Origin of the sequence: Sphingobacterium sp. (assembly GCF_039596235.1) — a bacterium.
Taxonomy (GTDB): Bacteria; Bacteroidota; Bacteroidia; order Sphingobacteriales; family Sphingobacteriaceae; genus Sphingobacterium.
Genome location: NZ_JBCNKE010000004.1, coordinates 437695 through 453901 on the forward strand (window position 1 = coordinate 437695; position 16207 = coordinate 453901).

Annotated in this window: 19 protein-coding genes; all 19 read right to left on the bottom strand. The window is 39.8% G+C overall.

Annotated elements, in window-relative coordinates; translation table 11 throughout:
* Positions 1–8 precede the first annotated feature (8 nt).
* On the bottom strand, positions 9–338 hold the full coding sequence (nuoK, locus tag ABDW32_RS11635) for an NADH-quinone oxidoreductase subunit NuoK (protein WP_077437306.1): 330 nt from the start codon (positions 336–338) through the stop codon (positions 9–11).
* Positions 338–835, bottom strand: coding sequence for an NADH-quinone oxidoreductase subunit J (locus ABDW32_RS11640; protein WP_343562539.1), 498 nt, complete (start codon positions 833–835; stop codon positions 338–340). The genes nuoK and ABDW32_RS11640 overlap by 1 nt, the downstream gene beginning before the upstream one ends.
* Positions 836–846: 11 nt before the next feature.
* The gene (locus ABDW32_RS11645; RefSeq protein ID WP_108634602.1) at positions 847–1356 is read right to left on the bottom strand and encodes an NADH-quinone oxidoreductase subunit I; all 510 of its coding nucleotides are present in this window, start codon (positions 1354–1356) and stop codon (positions 847–849) included.
* A gap of 12 nt (positions 1357–1368) precedes the next feature.
* Positions 1369–2412, bottom strand: a complete 1044-nt coding sequence (gene nuoH / locus ABDW32_RS11650; RefSeq protein ID WP_343562542.1) for an NADH-quinone oxidoreductase subunit NuoH — start codon at positions 2410–2412, stop codon at positions 1369–1371.
* A 9-nt stretch (positions 2413–2421) separates the two neighbouring features.
* Positions 2422–3441: a 2Fe-2S iron-sulfur cluster-binding protein gene (locus tag ABDW32_RS11655; protein ID WP_343562544.1), complete on the bottom strand. Its 1020-nt coding sequence runs from the start codon at positions 3439–3441 to the stop codon at positions 2422–2424.
* A 30-nt stretch (positions 3442–3471) separates the two neighbouring features.
* Positions 3472–4827, bottom strand: a complete 1356-nt coding sequence (gene nuoF / locus ABDW32_RS11660; RefSeq protein ID WP_343562546.1) for an NADH-quinone oxidoreductase subunit NuoF — start codon at positions 4825–4827, stop codon at positions 3472–3474.
* Between the two features lies 1 nt (position 4828).
* Positions 4829–5350, bottom strand: a complete 522-nt coding sequence (locus tag ABDW32_RS11665; protein ID WP_343562548.1) for an NAD(P)H-dependent oxidoreductase subunit E — start codon at positions 5348–5350, stop codon at positions 4829–4831.
* The gene (locus tag ABDW32_RS11670) at positions 5343–6578 is read right to left on the bottom strand and encodes an NADH-quinone oxidoreductase subunit D (protein ID WP_343562550.1); all 1236 of its coding nucleotides are present in this window, start codon (positions 6576–6578) and stop codon (positions 5343–5345) included. Before ABDW32_RS11670 ends, ABDW32_RS11665 begins: the two co-directional genes overlap by 8 nt.
* A gap of 12 nt (positions 6579–6590) precedes the next feature.
* Positions 6591–7085, bottom strand: coding sequence for an NADH-quinone oxidoreductase subunit C (locus tag ABDW32_RS11675; RefSeq protein ID WP_343562552.1), 495 nt, complete (start codon positions 7083–7085; stop codon positions 6591–6593).
* Between the two features lie 3 nt (positions 7086–7088).
* A complete protein-coding gene (locus tag ABDW32_RS11680) occupies positions 7089–7640 on the bottom strand; it encodes an NADH-quinone oxidoreductase subunit B (protein WP_343562554.1) in 552 nt (183 codons plus the stop codon).
* Between the two features lie 66 nt (positions 7641–7706).
* Entirely contained in the window at positions 7707–8081 is a 375-nt protein-coding gene (locus ABDW32_RS11685; protein WP_343562556.1) for an NADH-quinone oxidoreductase subunit A, read from the bottom strand.
* 119 nt (positions 8082–8200) lie between these two features.
* Positions 8201–10006 (bottom strand): tetratricopeptide repeat protein, encoded by a 1806-nt coding sequence (locus ABDW32_RS11690; RefSeq protein ID WP_343562558.1) that lies wholly within the window; start codon positions 10004–10006, stop codon positions 8201–8203.
* Positions 10007–10031: 25 nt separating this feature from the next.
* Positions 10032–10958, bottom strand: a complete 927-nt coding sequence (locus ABDW32_RS11695) for a substrate-binding domain-containing protein (RefSeq protein ID WP_343562560.1) — start codon at positions 10956–10958, stop codon at positions 10032–10034.
* A 330-nt stretch (positions 10959–11288) separates the two neighbouring features.
* Positions 11289–12179: a TonB family protein gene (locus tag ABDW32_RS11700; RefSeq protein WP_343562562.1), complete on the bottom strand. Its 891-nt coding sequence runs from the start codon at positions 12177–12179 to the stop codon at positions 11289–11291.
* Between the two features lie 33 nt (positions 12180–12212).
* A complete protein-coding gene (locus tag ABDW32_RS11705) occupies positions 12213–12770 on the bottom strand; it encodes a biopolymer transporter ExbD (protein WP_077437320.1) in 558 nt (185 codons plus the stop codon).
* Between the two features lie 24 nt (positions 12771–12794).
* Positions 12795–13457 carry a biopolymer transporter ExbD gene (locus tag ABDW32_RS11710; protein WP_077437321.1) on the bottom strand — a complete coding sequence of 221 codons (663 nt, stop codon included), beginning with the start codon at positions 13455–13457 and terminating at the stop codon, positions 12795–12797.
* Between the two features lie 101 nt (positions 13458–13558).
* On the bottom strand, positions 13559–14383 hold the full coding sequence (locus ABDW32_RS11715) for a MotA/TolQ/ExbB proton channel family protein (RefSeq protein ID WP_077437322.1): 825 nt from the start codon (positions 14381–14383) through the stop codon (positions 13559–13561).
* A gap of 433 nt (positions 14384–14816) precedes the next feature.
* A complete protein-coding gene (locus tag ABDW32_RS11720) occupies positions 14817–15167 on the bottom strand; it encodes a translation initiation factor (protein WP_343562566.1) in 351 nt (116 codons plus the stop codon).
* A gap of 4 nt (positions 15168–15171) precedes the next feature.
* A complete protein-coding gene (locus ABDW32_RS11725; RefSeq protein WP_343562568.1) occupies positions 15172–16050 on the bottom strand; it encodes a diacylglycerol kinase family protein in 879 nt (292 codons plus the stop codon).
* Between the last annotated feature and the right edge of the window lie 157 nt (positions 16051–16207).

Here is a 16207-nt window from a genome sequence, read left to right on the forward strand (position 1 = left end):
CTTAAGTTCTACCAACGAAGTTTATTCAAGGAATCGATATCCACAGACTTCGTATTCCGATATACCATAATAATAATAGCCAGCCCGACAGCGACTTCCGCGGCTGCAAGTGCCATAATAAAGAAGACAAACACCTGTCCCGATGAATCGCCATGCTGCACAGAAAAAGCTGCTAATAGCAGATTGACAGCATTAAGCATCAATTCGATGGACATCATAATAATGATTACATTACGACGGATCAATACGCCGATCACACCAATAGCAAAAATAATAGTGCAAAAAATCAAATAATGATTTATCGGTACGCCCTGCAACTGTTGAACAACTGTTTCCATTAGATTTGTTTAGGTTCTTTCTTAGCTAATAAAATTGCTCCTATCATGGCCGTCAATAACAATAAAGAAGACAATTCAAACGGAAGCAAAAATTCGTTAAACAATACCTTGCCCAGATTTTTCACCAATCCAATTTCAGGATTAACGACAGTCAAGGGGTTGGAGATCTCAAACACACGATAAACTCCAAAAAAGGTTACCAATAAGCAACAACCTGCAATAACACCCATAAATTTGACCAGATTGGATTTCATCGGTTCGGTATCCTTATTTAAATTGAGCAACATGAGTACAAATAAAAAGAGTACCATGATCGCCCCCATATAGACAATAAAATTGACCACAGCCAAAAACTGGGCATTCAATAAGATGTAATGCACTGTGAATGTGAAAAAGGTAATGACCAGGTACAATACACTATGCACAGGGTTCTTTGTAAAGATGGTCATCAGCGCAAAGAAAATAGACAAGAAGGCTACAAAATAAAATACTGTCATAATTTCTTGAATTAGCTCTTTAATTTGGTAATATCAAAGGTTGGCTCAACCAGCTTATCCTTCCCATAGATAAAATCCTTACGTAGGTAATCTGCCGTCACATGTGGACCATCCAAATATATAGCTTCTTTTGGACAGGCTTCTTCACAAAGACCGCAGAAAATACAACGTAACATATTAATTTCATAAACTGATGCATACTTTTCTTCGCGATAAAGGTGTTCTTCGCCTTTTTTACGTTCAGCAGCGGTCATTGTAATTGCTTCGGCGGGACATGACAAGGCGCATAATCCACAGGCGGTACAGCGCTCCCTTCCCTCCTCATCACGCTTCAACGAATGTTGACCTCTAAAATTCTTCGAATAAGGCCTTATTTCCTCAGGATACTTAACAGTAGGAATTTTCTTAAAAAAATGTCTCAATGTAATCCGCAGCCCCCTGACAATTGCCGGAAAATAAATTTTTTCCGAAAAGGTCATTGGCTTTTGTTCGATTACTTTCTTACGATTGCTTAGTTGCATAAAAATCCTTTCTTATGATGAGAAATAAGTATCTTTTATCAATGTAAATACCCCTGTAAGTACAATATTGGCAATAGCCAGCGGGATCAGCATCTTCCAGCCCAAATTCATCAATTGATCATAACGGAACCGTGGTAATGTCCAGCGTACCCACATAAAGAAAAAGATAAATCCAAATATTTTAAGGAAAAACACGACGACACCAATAATGGTGATCCAGTTTGCGGACAGCCCTAGGTCATTCATAAAGGGGAAATTATACCCTCCAAAGTAAAGCGATGCCATCAATGCCGAAGACACAAACATATTAATGTATTCGGAGAACATATAAAGTCCCAATTTCATGGAAGAGTACTCTGTATGGTAACCGCCGACCAATTCAGTTTCACATTCAGGTAAATCAAAGGGAACACGGTTACACTCCGCAAATGCACAGACCATGAAAATAATAAATCCGAGTGGCTGCGCCCAGATATTCCAATTTACGAAGCCAGATTGTTGCGCCACAATTTCTTTAAGCGACAGACTTTGGGTCACCATCAACAATGCAATAATGGAAAGGCCCATCGCAATTTCATAACTGATACTTTGTGATGCTGCACGAATTGCGCCCATTAGCGAAAATTTATTATTGGAGGCCCATCCGCCCAACATGATGCCATATACTCCTAATGCGATCACACCAAACATGTACAATATACCGACATTGACATCGGCCACCTGTAGCGAGACTACACGATCTCCAATCTGCAATTCCTGCCCCCAGGGAATAACAGCCGAACTAATGCAGGCCGTGATAATTGCAATGGTCGGCCCGACGATAAAAAGGACCTTATGTGCGCCAGCCGGAATAATCTCTTCCTTAAAGAAGAATTTTCCGCCATCACACAACGGTTGCAGAATTCCAAATATACCAGCCCGGTCCGGACCATATCGATCCTGCATAAAACCTGCAATTTTACGCTCGGCAAGTGTAGAATACATCGCAATCACTAAAGTAATAACGAAGATTACAGATACCAATATTAATTTTTCTATAACAAAAGACCATTCCATGATACGTGCTTATTTCAATTTTTCTGTTCTAGCCAACTGTTCTCGATTTTGCTGTTGAAGTATCGGGTTCTCCTTAACTACTTTTGGTGGGTTAAATAGCTCATAATGATTGGCCGATATAACAGATTGTGGATCAATTTCTGTTGGTTCATCCAAGATCCAGTCACTAGTTTTCTTCTGATCAAAACGGCAGGTATTACAGATAAATTCTTCCACCTCACCAAATTCATCTTTTCTTGCCGTCACTCGGATCACTTCTTGGCCTTTATACCATAAAGTCACTTTACCAGAACATGTCGGACAATCACGATGCGCATCTATCGGCTTTGTAAACCAGACCCGGTTTTTGAAACGGAAAGTTTTGTCAGTCAAAGCCCCAACGGGACAGACATCAATCACATTCCCCGAAAAATCATTGTCGATTACATTTTCGATATAAGTAGAAATTTCCGAATGATCCCCACGCCCCAAAATACCATGCACGCGTTGATCCGTCAATTGATTCGCCACATAAACACAACGGTAACATAAGATACAGCGGTTCATATGCAATTGGATTTTGTCCCCCAGATCGATTCGTTCAAAGGTACGGCGGTCAAACTCATAACGTGTATCGGCACTCCCATGTTCGTATCCTAGATCCTGTAGCTTACATTCTCCAGCCTGGTCGCATATCGGACAATCCAGAGGGTGATTGATCAAAAGAATCTCAACGACGCCCTTTCTTGCCTCCACGACTTCTGGTGAGGTAATATTCTGCACTTCCATGCCATCCATCACCGTAGTCCGACAGGATGCCACGAGTTTTGGCATCGGTCGAGGATCCTTTTCGGAGCCTTTGGAGACCTTCACCAAACATGTCCGACACTTCCCGCCACTTCCTTCCAGTTTAGAATAATAGCACATTGCCGGCGGAACGATGTCACCACCAATTTGCCGTGCTGCATTCAATATGGTAGTCCCCGGCGCGACCTCTACTGGTATACCGTCGATTGTGACCTTAAACTTTACATCTTCCGCTTCTGCCATGATATTTATAATTTATCGTTACAGCTTTTATTATGATACAATTGGTTGTAAAGGATCCGCATAATGCGCTAATCCATAATTTCTTGTTTGTGACTCCTCCGGATGTAGTATATGCCATTCAAACTCATCTCTAAAGTGCCTGATCGCTGCAGCAACAGGCCAAGCAGCCGCATCACCCAATGGACAGATCGTATTCCCCTCAATCTTGCGTTGTACATCCCAAAGCAAGTCAATATCGGACATCGATCCATGTCCACTTTCAATTTTATGTAACACTTTTTCCATCCAGCCAGTTCCCTCACGACAAGGCGAACATTGCCCACAGCTCTCATGATGATAGAAACGGGCGAAATTCCAGGTATTACGAACGACACATTGATCTTCATCAAATACAATAAAGCCACCAGAACCTAACATGGTTCCCGTTTGAAAACCTCCATCAGATAATGATTCATAAGTCATCAAGCGACTATTTCCGGAAGCTGTTTTCAGGATAAGGTTTGCTGGAAGAATAGGTACCGACGAACCTCCGGCTACAACAGCTTTCATCCGCTTTCCATTGGCAATCCCCCCACAGTATTCATCCGAATAGATGAATTCTTCTACCGGTAGACCAAGTTCGATTTCATATACCCCAGGTTTGACGATATTACCACTGGCTGAAATCAATTTCGTTCCTGTACTACGCTCGACACCGATTTTTGCATACTCCTCCCCGCCCAAGTTAATAATGGGAACGGTTGCCGCAATAGACTCCACATTATTTACGACTGTAGGACAGTTATATAATCCGGCTATAGCTGGGAAAGGTGGTTTAATACGCGGATTTCCACGTTTTCCTTCCAAAGATTCCAACAAAGCAGTTTCTTCCCCACAGATATAAGCACCACCCCCTGGCTGGACATAGATTTCTAGATCATATCCTGAACCCAAAATATTTTTACCCAAAAATCCCTTCTCTTTTGCTTCAGCGATAGCACGTTCCAGGATTCTGATCTGTGGCATCATTTCACCACGCACATAGATATAGGATGTATTTGCACCAAGAGCGAAACTGGAAACAATCATTCCTTCGATCAACGCGTGCGGAATATGGGTCATCAAATAACGATCCTTAAACGTACCTGGCTCAGACTCATCCGCATTACAGACCAAATAACGTGGCACCCCCTCCGGTTTAGCCAGAAAGGACCATTTCATACCTGTAGGAAAACCTGCTCCACCTCTTCCACGCAGTCCGGATTTTTTCACCTCCTCCACCACTTCCTCAGGAGACATGTTTTTTATTACTTTTTCAACAGCTACATAGCCTCCTTTTTGACGATAAACCTCAAAGGTATTGATGCCGGGGACATCGATATGTGTCAACAAAAGTTTACGTGCCATATTATTCTGTTTTAGCTTTTAAATGATCAATCAATTCATCCACCTTAGCTTCATCCAAATTCTCATAGAAAGTATATTCAGGTCCGATCTGTAGCACAGGGCCAAATCCACAGGCTGCCAGGCACTCCACACCCCGCCAGGAGAAAAGTCCGTCTGCCGTTACTTCTCCCTCCTTTACGCCAAGTTTGTGTTCCAAATGCCCCATGATCCGCTCAGCACCAACTAAACAACAAGGACCGGTACGGCAGATCTCCAATACATATTTACCTTTAGGTTCCAACAAAAACATCGTGTAGAAGGTTGCTACCTCATAGACTTCGATGGGTAAAATATGAAGATAAACAGCGACTTGATCCATTGCATCTGCACTAACCCAGCCAAATTCGGCTTGAACCAAATGCAAAATAGGCAATAGCCCTGATTTCTGTTTCCCCTCCGGATAACGGCTTACTACTTCTCCAAACTTAGCCAGCAATTCGGGAGAAAAAGTTACATTCTCATTATGTTGTTTTACACTAAGCATCTAATTCTCCTGCTATAACGTTAAGACTACTCATGTTAATAATCGCATCTGAAATCAACATGCCTGCACTCATGGGCGCAAACATCTGATAGTTGACAAAAGATGGTCTTCTAAAGTGAAGACGATAGGGCGAGCGACCGCCATCATGGATTAAATAAAAACCAAGTTCACCATTTGCACCCTCCACGGCATGGTACACTTCAGCTTTAGGGGTATCTACTTCGCCCATGACGATTTTAAAGTGATATATCAGTGCCTCCATATTGGTATACACCTGTTCCTTCGGTGGCAGATAGAAATCTGGGACTTCCGCATGAAATACGCCTTTAGGCTCCTTCTCTATTTTTTCCAATGCCTGTTCAATGATGCGAAGTGATTGCCACATTTCCTCGTTTCTGACCATAAATCGATCATATACGTCACCTGTTGTACCAACAGGAACTTCAAAGTCAAACTCCTCATAAGAGCAATATGGATTTTGTACCCGCACATCATAATCTACACCAGTGGCTCTTAAAATTGGCCCAGACCAACTATAATCCAACGCCTCCTCTGGAGAGACAGCAGCAACGCCCGAAGTTCGTTCTATAAAAATTCGATTACGTACAAACATCTCCTCAAATTCCTTTAATACGGGTGGATAACGTTTCAAAAACTCGCGGATTTTCTCAAATGCCACAGCATTAAAGTCGCGCTCAAATCCACCGATACGACCAATATTTGTTGTCAAACGCGCACCACAAATCTCTTCGAAAATCTCATAAATAAACTCGCGTTCTTGCATCACATACAAGAATCCCGAAAAGGCACCCGTATCAACACCAAGGATCCCATTACAAATAATATGATCTGCTATACGTGCAAGTTCCATCACAATAACCCGCATATATTGTACACGCTTCGGAATTTCAATTTTTAACAGTTTTTCAACTGTCATATGCCAGCCCATATTATTAATGGGCGCAGAACAATAATTTAAACGGTCCGTCAGTGGAGTGATCTGATAAAACGGCCTGTGTTCAGCAATTTTCTCAAAAGCACGATGGATATAACCAATGGTCGAGATACCGCTGACGATACGCTCTCCATCGATCTGTACAACATTCTGGAAGACACCATGTGTAGCGGGATGTGTAGGGCCAATATTCAGGGTGATCAACTCATCCTGTGGATCATTATCCTCGAAAACAGGCTGATTAGATGTTATCTTGCTTATAAACTCGCTCATATCGTATAAAAATTAACGGCCGAAATACAAATCTTTTTTATCTACGCGATTTGGATCCTCCAGCGGATATTCCTTTCGCATCGGAAACACATCCATCTCGTCAACATTCAGAATCCTTCTCAAATCCGGATGCCCTAAAAAATTTACTCCAAAAAAATCATAGGTTTCACGCTCCATCCAATTTGCACCTCTCCAAACAACTGTAGCCGTTGGTATTTCTGGATTTGGACCATCCAACAAAACTTTTACTCGTATACGGATATTATGGATCAGACTATGGACATGATACACAACAGCAAACTCTTTCTCAAGATGAGGATAATGCACAGCAGTAATATCCGTTAAATGAATAAACTGTAATTCATTATCCATCTTCAAAAAGCGCAATACTTCGATAATATCCTCCACATTTACAAGAACTGTCAATAGATGATGTTCATCTGGGATTTCCACAATCTTAGCAGGAAAATTCCCTTGGAGCTTCTCCAATAAAAAACTGTTTTCCATCCTCTATTTATTAGTATATATACCGTATTTTTCTAATAGCGCCTTGTATTCAGGTGTATTCCGTCTATTTAACGATTCATTTTTGACGATATCCTGCAACCGCAAGACCCCATCCAAAATAGCCTCGGGACGGGGAGGACAACCAGGCACATAAACATCTACAGGGATCACTTCATCAATACCTTGCAACACTGAATAGGTATCAAAAATACCGCCACTAGAAGCACAAGCTCCAACAGCAATCACCCAACGCGGCTCAGCCATCTGCACATACACCTGTCTCAGGACGGGGGCCATCTTCTTTGCTATGGTCCCCATGACCAACAGCATATCTGCCTGACGTGGAGAAAAGCTTGGTCGCTCAGCTCCAAATCTAGCCAAATCGTAGGTAGAACCCATCGTAGCCATAAATTCAATACCACAACAGGATGTCGCAAAAGGCAAGGGCCACAACGAGTTTGCACGCGCCAGCCCAATCGCTTTATCCAAGCTGGTCGCAAAGAATCCTGCGCCTTCTACTCCCGGAGGAGCTTCTGCCAATTTTATATCACTCATGAAAAGACGATTTATAAAGGTTTAAGTACAATCGGCCCTTGTAGCCAATTATTAGCGGACACTAACTTAGTCCCAATTCAATGCTTTTTTCTTAATAACATAGATAAAGCCCAATAAGAGCAATCCCATGAAAATAAACATCTCGATTAAGCCCTGAAAGCCCATTTCTCTAAAGTTGACAGCCCATGGATACATGAATATAACCTCAACGTCAAAAATGACAAACAGGATTGCTACCAAGAAATACTTAATTGAAAAAGGTTGCCGCGCATTTCCGACGACTTCAATACCAGACTCAAATGCGCCCAGTTTATTTTCGGTCCTGACTTTTGGCCCGATAAGGTGTGTAATAATTATGGTACCTACTCCGAATCCTACGGCTACAATAAGCTGTATAAATATAGGTAAGTAATCTATCGGCATACTATTGGCGTGCTCCATCTCAATCAGAATTTATATTGGTAACTGTCTTTAAATATAGAGATTCCATAGCTAAATTCAAAACAAAAAAGGCTCAGATCAAGAGATCCGAGCCTAATTTAGAATGATTTTAGTTAAGCTTATTTTAAAGCATCTAAATACGTTTTTGCACCTTCATTTGCTGGGTCTAATTCAAGTACTTTCTGCAAGTTTTGCTTCGCTTTCGCTACATCTTGTTTCATATAATAGAAAAGACCAATGTAAGTATAAGCATCAATCAAATAGTTTTTATTTTTCTCTTGCGCTCCCCTTTGGTTGATCGTATCGATCAACTTTTGGAACATTGGTACGAAGTCACCCTTCGGACTTTCAAGATTATCCGCAGTCAATGCTGAAAATGCTTTATAATAAAGTGCATTAATCAGATACTTATCTTGAGCCTCTTTATTATCCGTAGTTTCAATAACATTCAAAAACGTGATTGCTTTGTTCAATGTTGCAATCGCTTTATTTTTTTGCTCTTGGTTTACAATTGCACCTTCTTCGTTTTTGCTTGCACCTTCTTCTTTAGCACCTATTTGATAATAAGCCTCTCCTGCAAAATAATTAGCATCGTATAAGTAGGTTGGATTGTCTTTATACTGCGCAACCAATTCAAATAAAGAAGCCGCTGTCTGCAACTCTTGATCTTGGTATTTCGCAAACGCTAATTCTGCAACTTCACCCAATAATTCTTTATCACCGTCAATTGCCTTTTTGATGTCAGCAATTCCTTTTTGAATATTTGCCGTATTTTCAGGAGTCAAAACAGGAGCAGCAGTGGCAGTGCTATCCGCGCCCGCAGCCGGAGCAGCAGGTTTCGGGCTATTAGCAGCAATTTGCGCCATTCCCAAGTACATGTAATCCAAAGGAATTACACGGTCTTTTTCCATTTTGCTGAACATTTGATTCAAATATTCCAATGCTTTCGAATAATCTTTTGTTTTTTGGAAAGCAATATATCCTAAATAACGATAGATTTTTGGATCTACCGACGGATTTTTGGCTAACTCTTCTGAAACAGTCTGTAATTCGTCATATTGACGAGAATAAACCAAAAAGTCGGCATAGCGAATTTTTGCCTCCAACGAATTATCTCCAGCTGTTTCTAGGTATTTCTTGTATTGCGCAACACCCTTTTTATTCAACTCCACATATTTCTCATCCGAAGTTCCGGGCATTCTTGACCATTGGTAGTAAGTTTCCGCCAATTCACGGTACGTAGGTGCATAAGTTGGTGTTTCAGCCGCAATCGCCTCCAATTGAGTTACAGCTTCATCATAAGCTTGTGCGCCACGAACGATAATTGCCTGACCAACTTTCGCTTTAACCGAGTTTGCATCGATATCCATCGCATCACCATAGCTGGTATAAGCCAAGGAACCTTCTCTCAAGCCGCGATAAGCATCTCCTAATGCTAAAGGAATCGCAATATCTTTTGTATTTTTTGCTTTTGCTTGGGTTAAATATTCCAAAGCTTTTGCGTAATCGGGCTCGGGTGTATTAATATATGCACGACCGATCTCCAATAATGGTTCGTAATCTTTTTTACCTAATTTTGCAGTTGCCAAAGCAAACTTGGATTCAGCGCTAGCTTTGTCTTTCTTCAATAAGTCAACATAACCTAAACCTACGTTGTTGATTGTCGCCTTTGGATCGGCAGTCAAACCTTGGTTGAAAATCGCTGCGGCAGAATCCGCTCTGTCGTTTACCAAATAAACTTGACCCAAATAGAAATAATTATCTCCATTCTTAGGTTGCTTAGTCACTAACTGTTGAAGAATAGTTTTCGCTTTACCATAGTTTTCAGCCTCGATGGCTGCTCTAGCATCTTTCAAACTTTGCGCACTTACTGTGCCCACAGATCCAGCCAATAAAAGACTAAATAATAATTTACTGTTTGTCATAATCTATTTTTGTACTATTTATTATCTATTTAATATAACTCTCATCTCTAATAATGATCTCACGTCCGGGCATTGTTTCAGGAACCAATCCTGCTTTTAATACAATGCGTTGCCCGCGATCTCCTGTCAAAAAAGCGCTAAAGCCTAAACCCAACCCCATATTGGGTTGATAATTCATGATGTAAACCGGTCTTATGAACGGATACAGTCCGTCGGCTATGGTTGACTGTGATGGCTTATAAAAATGTGCCTTGTCTGCCCTCCCACTAACATTTTCGATGCTCAATGTACGAATTTTATCCAATAATTGCGAATTTTTTTCAACTGCTTTCAAGTACCAATTATAACCGATAACCCCCACAGCATTAGCATTTTCACTGACGTACTTCATCACATCCTCGCTATCTTTCATTGCTGATATAGCCTTCGGATCAATTTTTCCCATGTTGTAGTAGTCTTTTAAAAAACGTAAAGTACTAGAATTCGCATTGTCAAAAATCAAACGTTGTCCAGCTAAATTGCCTTCCAACAAAGACTTAACGTTCTTTTGGGTCATTATAGTATCCGCGCTGCTACGATTATTAATTAATACCACAGCGTCAGATGCCATCTGAAAAATTTTAGGTTGGATACCACGTTTCTTAAAATAGTCATTCTCCTGGGCATTTAATTTTCTAGTCAATACAACCACATAAGCTGAATCCGACAATAAAGCATTAACGACTTTGATTTCTGGCCTTGCCATAATTTCAAGACTGGAATTCGGATATGAACTTTCAAAAACATCTGCAGACTCCTTGATGATCGGGAACAACGTCTGATCAACCAAGACCGGCAATTTGCCAGTAAGGATATCTTCACTCCCTTTATTGCTCTTTGCCCGATCCTTACAGGAAACCAACGTCCCCAAACTAACGACGAGCATCACAAGAATTACACTATATTTTCTCATACAATACATCATATAATAAGACAACTAAAATAAAAGAATAGTTTAATTTTTGAAGAGAGTTGTTTGAAATTTAAAAAGGCTGCTAGCAGCTAATTAAAATTGTTTTGCCAAAGCCGTACAAACCGCATAAAAGAATAAAGGATCAATACAACGCCAAAAACGGTTTTGTAAGTTGGATTAATTTCTATGGGAAAATTATCCCAAAAAATAATCAATAGGCCCAAAACAAAATAAAAGCCAAACATAAATAGTCCTAAAATAGACAGAAATCGCTTTAAAGGCGATTTCTGTCTATAATTAGAATTATTATTCGAATTAAAATCTGTCATTCTATTGTGTCTGAAGATTCAAACGAATTGGTAAGGTGTAAGCTACACGTACTGGACGACCATTTTGAATACCCGGTTTCCATTTCTTAGCTTTCTTCAACAACTTAACAGCTGCATCGCCTGTACCATATTTCAAATCGCGTTTAACACTTATATCTGTCAAACTACCGTCTCTCTCAACAACGAAAGAAACTTCCACAACACCATTAACACCATTTTCCTGTGCCGCTTGTGGATAATCATAGTTAGAAGAAACCCAGGACATAAATGCTTTCATACCTCCAATTGGCTCAGGATTAACCTCTACTGCTGTAAAGATTTTATCCCCGTTTGGATCCCCGTTTGGATCACCTTTTGAAACACCAGTGATTCCACCATCTTGTTTCTTTGAACCAAACTCACCACGTGCTACTGAAGTACCTGTTGGACTACCTTTCAACGTAATACGTGCCGGAGTTTTATTCGGATCCTTCAACTCTTCCTGTGAAGCCACTTCTTCTACAACTTTATTTGCAGGAGCTACTTTTGGCTCAGGAAAACGAATCAGATCTTCTTTCGGCACATCCATTGCCACTTGCTGAGGTTTCTCTTCTGGTTCTTGTGGAAGTGGTTCCTCTTCTGGTGGTTCTGGTGGCTTGATCTCTTCAAGGTCTTCCAAGGTAACTTCTGTTACTGCCGGAGGTGCTTCAACAGGTTTCTTCGGAAAAATTTTATCTCCGAAAAGACGAAGAAGGCTGGCAAGAACTACTACACCGATAACGACAAGTAATCCTCTATTAGTCGCTTTAGGGGCAAGCTTACGCAGCTCATACGCTCCGTATTCCTTGTTACGTCCCTGAAAAACGACCTCAAGCCATTCTTTCTTAAAAATATCTAATTTTGACCCTATCATATTTTTATACTTTATCGTGCTACCTAATAATGATTAATCATTGTAGATATTGTCACGTTTTAAAACCTCCACTTCTTCTGGACTGATTTTAGCAATCATGTAACGCTTGATATCAACGATTTTCATTTCGTCAAGAATATCAACTAAGTTACGCTGCGTGCTTTTATCACTCGGTCTAATGATAACGATCAAATCCTTACCGCCTGCAACGCGTGGTACATAGGCTTTTTTCTCCATTAATACCTTGCGAATACCATCAGCTCCGTAACCAACAGTTGTTGGTCCTTCGATAGGATTTTTTACTTGTCCGTAAATCACAGAGACTTTGTTATCAGATCCCAATAAAACTGTTAATGAACGGTTGTCAGCTGTCAACAAATCAGGCTGAGGCTCATCCTTAACTTTATTTTTATCTGGCATCGCCACGTCCATCGCTTGTGGTTTATTTAAAGATGTGGTCAACATGAAAAAGGTAATCAATAGGAAGGCCAAATCCACCATGGCTGTAAGATCGACCTTACCGCCATTTTTCTTGGACCGAACTTTCCCGCCTTTGCCCTTTTTACCACTATCCTGATTTAATTCTGCCATTTTTTGTTCTTATTAAATCGTCAATTATTTTTCCTCAGCACGCATGCCAGTGATGAAACTAAATTTGTTTTGCTTTTGATTACGCAATGTTTCAATAACCTGGTTTACAGAAGGATATTTTTCATTCGCATCAGCTTTGATAGCAATCTTCAAAGGACCTGGGTGAACAAAGTTCTTATCCGCAGACTCTTTTTCTTTATTTACTTCTTCAGCAGCTAAACGTGTGTTTTGTACCCAGTAATACAACTCGTTGGAAGTATTCTCTGTACTGTCGATTGGAATACCAGTTTGTACGCCTTTTTCAGTGCGCTTGCTGCCATCCAGAGCCAATAACCCTTTCAACTTAGACATTGGTACACCGAAATTTTCCATCAGTTTGAAATGATCGTAGTCCTCTTGCGAAAAGCCAATGCCATATTTTGCAGACATTCTTTCTAAAGCTTTTACACGAACTTGTTGATCTGTCGTTCCGAAGAAAACTTTTCCACCATCACCGATTGTAATCATCCCCACATTAGAGTCAGGTAATTTATCTTTCGTAGTTGATGCTGGGGTATCCACCGTCAATGCTTCCGGTTGGCGCGCTGTCGCCGTTAATACGAAGAACGTAAGCAGCAAGAACGATACGTCACACATCGCTGTCATGTCGATTGACGTACTGGCTCTTTTTACTTTTGCTTTACCCATTTTAAATTCTTCTTTTTAAATTAAAAACTCAATCTTCTATCCTATGATGCTTTACATTTTTGATTTCCATAAAATAAAATCAAAAATTTTCATCACAGTTCTTATTTGTGGTTCGCAGCGTATGTTTGTACGATTGAGAAACCAGCTTCGTCGATAGAGTAAGTTAATTTATCGATTTTTGCAGTAAAGATGTTATACAATACAATAGCGAATGTTGAAGTCGCGATACCTGTAGCTGTATTGATCAAGGCCTCAGAGATACCATTCGCCAATTTAGCTGAATCTGGAGCGCCACCGGTTGCCAATGCCGAGAAGGCTTTGATCATACCTGTTACTGTACCTAATAGACCACATAATGTACCAATAGAAACTAATGTTGCGATTACGTTCAAGTTTTTCTCTAACATTGGCATTTCTAATGCTGTAGTTTCTTCGATTTCTTTTTGAATTGCGATAGTAGCTTTTTCAGTGTCAACATTTGTGTCAGCTGATACGGCTTTGTATTTCAATAAACCAGCTTTTACTACGTTTGCAACTGAACCTTTTTGTTTGTCACACTCAGCGATAGCTGAATCGATGTTTCCACCATTAATCAAAGATTGAATTTTTCTAACAAAGTTTCCTACATTTCCAGTACCAGAAGCTTTGTTGATAACGATTAAACGTTCTACTGAGAAAACCCAAACCATTAAGAATAAACCAAGCAAAACAGGTACGATAGCCCCAGCATGGTAAACCATTCCTAAGTAGTTACCTGGATTAGGAGCATTTTCAGGGTTGTTATCAACGAAGTTAGTTGGATTACCCATCACAAATTTCCATACACAGAAACCCACGATGAAACAGATGATGATTGCAGCTTGAGCAAAGAAAGATCCTCCGTTGTTGCTCTCTTGTTTTGCAGCAGTTTTAGGTGCGTTTGCCATTTTTCTAATTTTTAGTTTTTTACTGTTGTTTAAATATATAATGTTGTTTAAATTATATGCACTCTTACTCGCTTTTGAAATCAATTTTGCAAAGCAAATTTAATATTTAATGTCAAATTTAAAATATTCATCTCAAATATATAAAAAAAATCAAATTTGTTTTTTCAAACTGAATACACCATTATTAGTGTTATTTTTCTCAGCAGTTCCCGTTATATAATCCTTATTACTCATCAGCTAAATCGCTTAGTAGCAATAATTATTTTACAATGAAAACCATTTTTTTTTTGATATGCAAGAAAAACGAGGAATTTAAGCGACAAAAAGTAAGTGATTACTCATGTTTTTTACAACCTCTCTACATCTATTATGCATCATATTCACCTAATAAACAATCCATTAGATTTAATACGATTCGCACAGATATAGTTGTTTAACCACCAACCAATTTCACGCGATATCCCTCTTTAAGTAACAACTCATAGATCTTTTGCTTAAATTCACCTTGGATTACAATCTCTCCATCTTTAACAGTCCCGCCTACACCACATTTTTGTTTTAATAATTTACCCAAGACTTCAAGATCTGCCGTTTTTCCCACAAATCCAGTTACTAACGTAACAACTTTGCCTTTTCGCATTTTGCGGTCGAGTTGTACTTTAAGATTCTGCTGATTTATAGGTAATGTCTCCATCTCCTGTAAAGAATCAGCAAACTGATAATTATAACTGTCGTCTGTCGAATATACAACGCCTTCGTAGGACTGTTTCTTATTTTTACTCATGATTTTAACAAATAATTTTTATCGCTTTCGGCATAATTGAAATATTAAGCTTATCTCCTAGCTCAATAGGCTCACCATCTACATGCACTGGTGAAATAGAATCTACCTCAATTTCGATATGCTTTCCTGGTATAATTTCCACATAGCTTGATTGGTCCGCAGACTTATTAAACAAATGAAAAATCATTTTAGGTAAAATATACAAGGGGAACTTATGTACAATGCAGACATCTAGTATACCGTCATTGACTGAAGCTTGTGGCGCGATATAAGCATTGTTTCCATACTGAGGCGAATTAGCCACACTAATCATAAAAGCCTGCCTTTCATACACCTGTCCATCTATCGTCAATTTATAATGTGCCGGCTGATATTTGCTGAGCACATTAAAAACAGATTTCATATAGCCCAGAGGACCACGGATGTTTTCGTTGGCAAAATTTTCACTTACTGAGGCATCGAAGCCTAGTCCCGCAATATTAAAAAAACGGCGTTCATTAATGACACCGCAATCGACTTCGATCGATTCAAAACGATTTATACGGCGAATCGCTGCCGCTTCATTCATTGGGATGCCTAAATAAAGTGCCAGACCATTACCTGAACCCTCCGGAATAATACCCAAAGGTATCCCGGAACCAACCAAAGCAGAGCCCAACTCATTGATCGTCCCATCCCCACCGACGGCGATTACCGCATCATACCCTTCCTGGATAGCTTGCAATCCAATTTCATAAGCATGGTTGGGCCTTGCGGTTTGCTGAAAAGTAGGATCAAATTTCTGCAAATCCAGCACATCCAATACCTGTTTTTTAAAGGACGTTTTACGTTTTCCTCCTGAAATAGGGTTAATAACAAACAATATTTGTTTACGTTCTGACATATCCAAAGATAACGGAAATTACCAATTTCTTAAAATAATGTAATCTTTGTACCGTTCCAGCAGCATTTTGTGCGCTTTTTAAAATTAAAAGACAAATTTGATTTTAAATATCCCACAAAGTATCGTAGCTTTGTCGCAACAAAAATAGAATGTGGAC

Excerpts from the sequence above, each read along its gene's own strand:
- ABDW32_RS11655 (WP_343562544.1), bottom strand. The coding sequence starts at position 3,441 with ATGGCAGAAGCGGAAGATGTAAAGTTTAAGGTCACAATCGACGGTATA.
- ABDW32_RS11645 (WP_108634602.1), bottom strand. The coding sequence starts at position 1,356 with ATGCAACTAAGCAATCGTAAGAAAGTAATCGAACAAAAGCCAATGACC.
- ABDW32_RS11640 (WP_343562539.1), bottom strand. The coding sequence starts at position 835 with ATGACAGTATTTTATTTTGTAGCCTTCTTGTCTATTTTCTTTGCGCTG.
- nuoH (WP_343562542.1), bottom strand. The coding sequence starts at position 2,412 with ATGGAATGGTCTTTTGTTATAGAAAAATTAATATTGGTATCTGTAATC.
- nuoF (WP_343562546.1), bottom strand. The coding sequence starts at position 4,827 with ATGGCACGTAAACTTTTGTTGACACATATCGATGTCCCCGGCATCAAT.
- ABDW32_RS11680 (WP_343562554.1), bottom strand. The coding sequence starts at position 7,640 with ATGAGTGATATAAAATTGGCAGAAGCTCCTCCGGGAGTAGAAGGCGCA.
- ABDW32_RS11675 (WP_343562552.1), bottom strand. The coding sequence starts at position 7,085 with ATGGAAAACAGTTTTTTATTGGAGAAGCTCCAAGGGAATTTTCCTGCT.
- nuoK (WP_077437306.1), bottom strand. The coding sequence starts at position 338 with ATGGAAACAGTTGTTCAACAGTTGCAGGGCGTACCGATAAATCATTAT.
- ABDW32_RS11695 (WP_343562560.1), bottom strand. The coding sequence starts at position 10,958 with ATGAGAAAATATAGTGTAATTCTTGTGATGCTCGTCGTTAGTTTGGGG.
- ABDW32_RS11685 (WP_343562556.1), bottom strand. The coding sequence starts at position 8,081 with ATGGAGCACGCCAATAGTATGCCGATAGATTACTTACCTATATTTATA.
- ABDW32_RS11720 (WP_343562566.1), bottom strand. The coding sequence starts at position 15,167 with ATGAGTAAAAATAAGAAACAGTCCTACGAAGGCGTTGTATATTCGACA.
- ABDW32_RS11665 (WP_343562548.1), bottom strand. The coding sequence starts at position 5,350 with ATGCTTAGTGTAAAACAACATAATGAGAATGTAACTTTTTCTCCCGAA.
- ABDW32_RS11690 (WP_343562558.1), bottom strand. The coding sequence starts at position 10,006 with ATGACAAACAGTAAATTATTATTTAGTCTTTTATTGGCTGGATCTGTG.
- ABDW32_RS11700 (WP_343562562.1), bottom strand. The coding sequence starts at position 12,179 with ATGATAGGGTCAAAATTAGATATTTTTAAGAAAGAATGGCTTGAGGTC.
- ABDW32_RS11715 (WP_077437322.1), bottom strand. The coding sequence starts at position 14,383 with ATGGCAAACGCACCTAAAACTGCTGCAAAACAAGAGAGCAACAACGGA.
- ABDW32_RS11725 (WP_343562568.1), bottom strand. The coding sequence starts at position 16,050 with ATGTCAGAACGTAAACAAATATTGTTTGTTATTAACCCTATTTCAGGA.
- ABDW32_RS11705 (WP_077437320.1), bottom strand. The coding sequence starts at position 12,770 with ATGGCAGAATTAAATCAGGATAGTGGTAAAAAGGGCAAAGGCGGGAAA.
- ABDW32_RS11670 (WP_343562550.1), bottom strand. The coding sequence starts at position 6,578 with ATGAGCGAGTTTATAAGCAAGATAACATCTAATCAGCCTGTTTTCGAG.
- ABDW32_RS11710 (WP_077437321.1), bottom strand. The coding sequence starts at position 13,457 with ATGGGTAAAGCAAAAGTAAAAAGAGCCAGTACGTCAATCGACATGACA.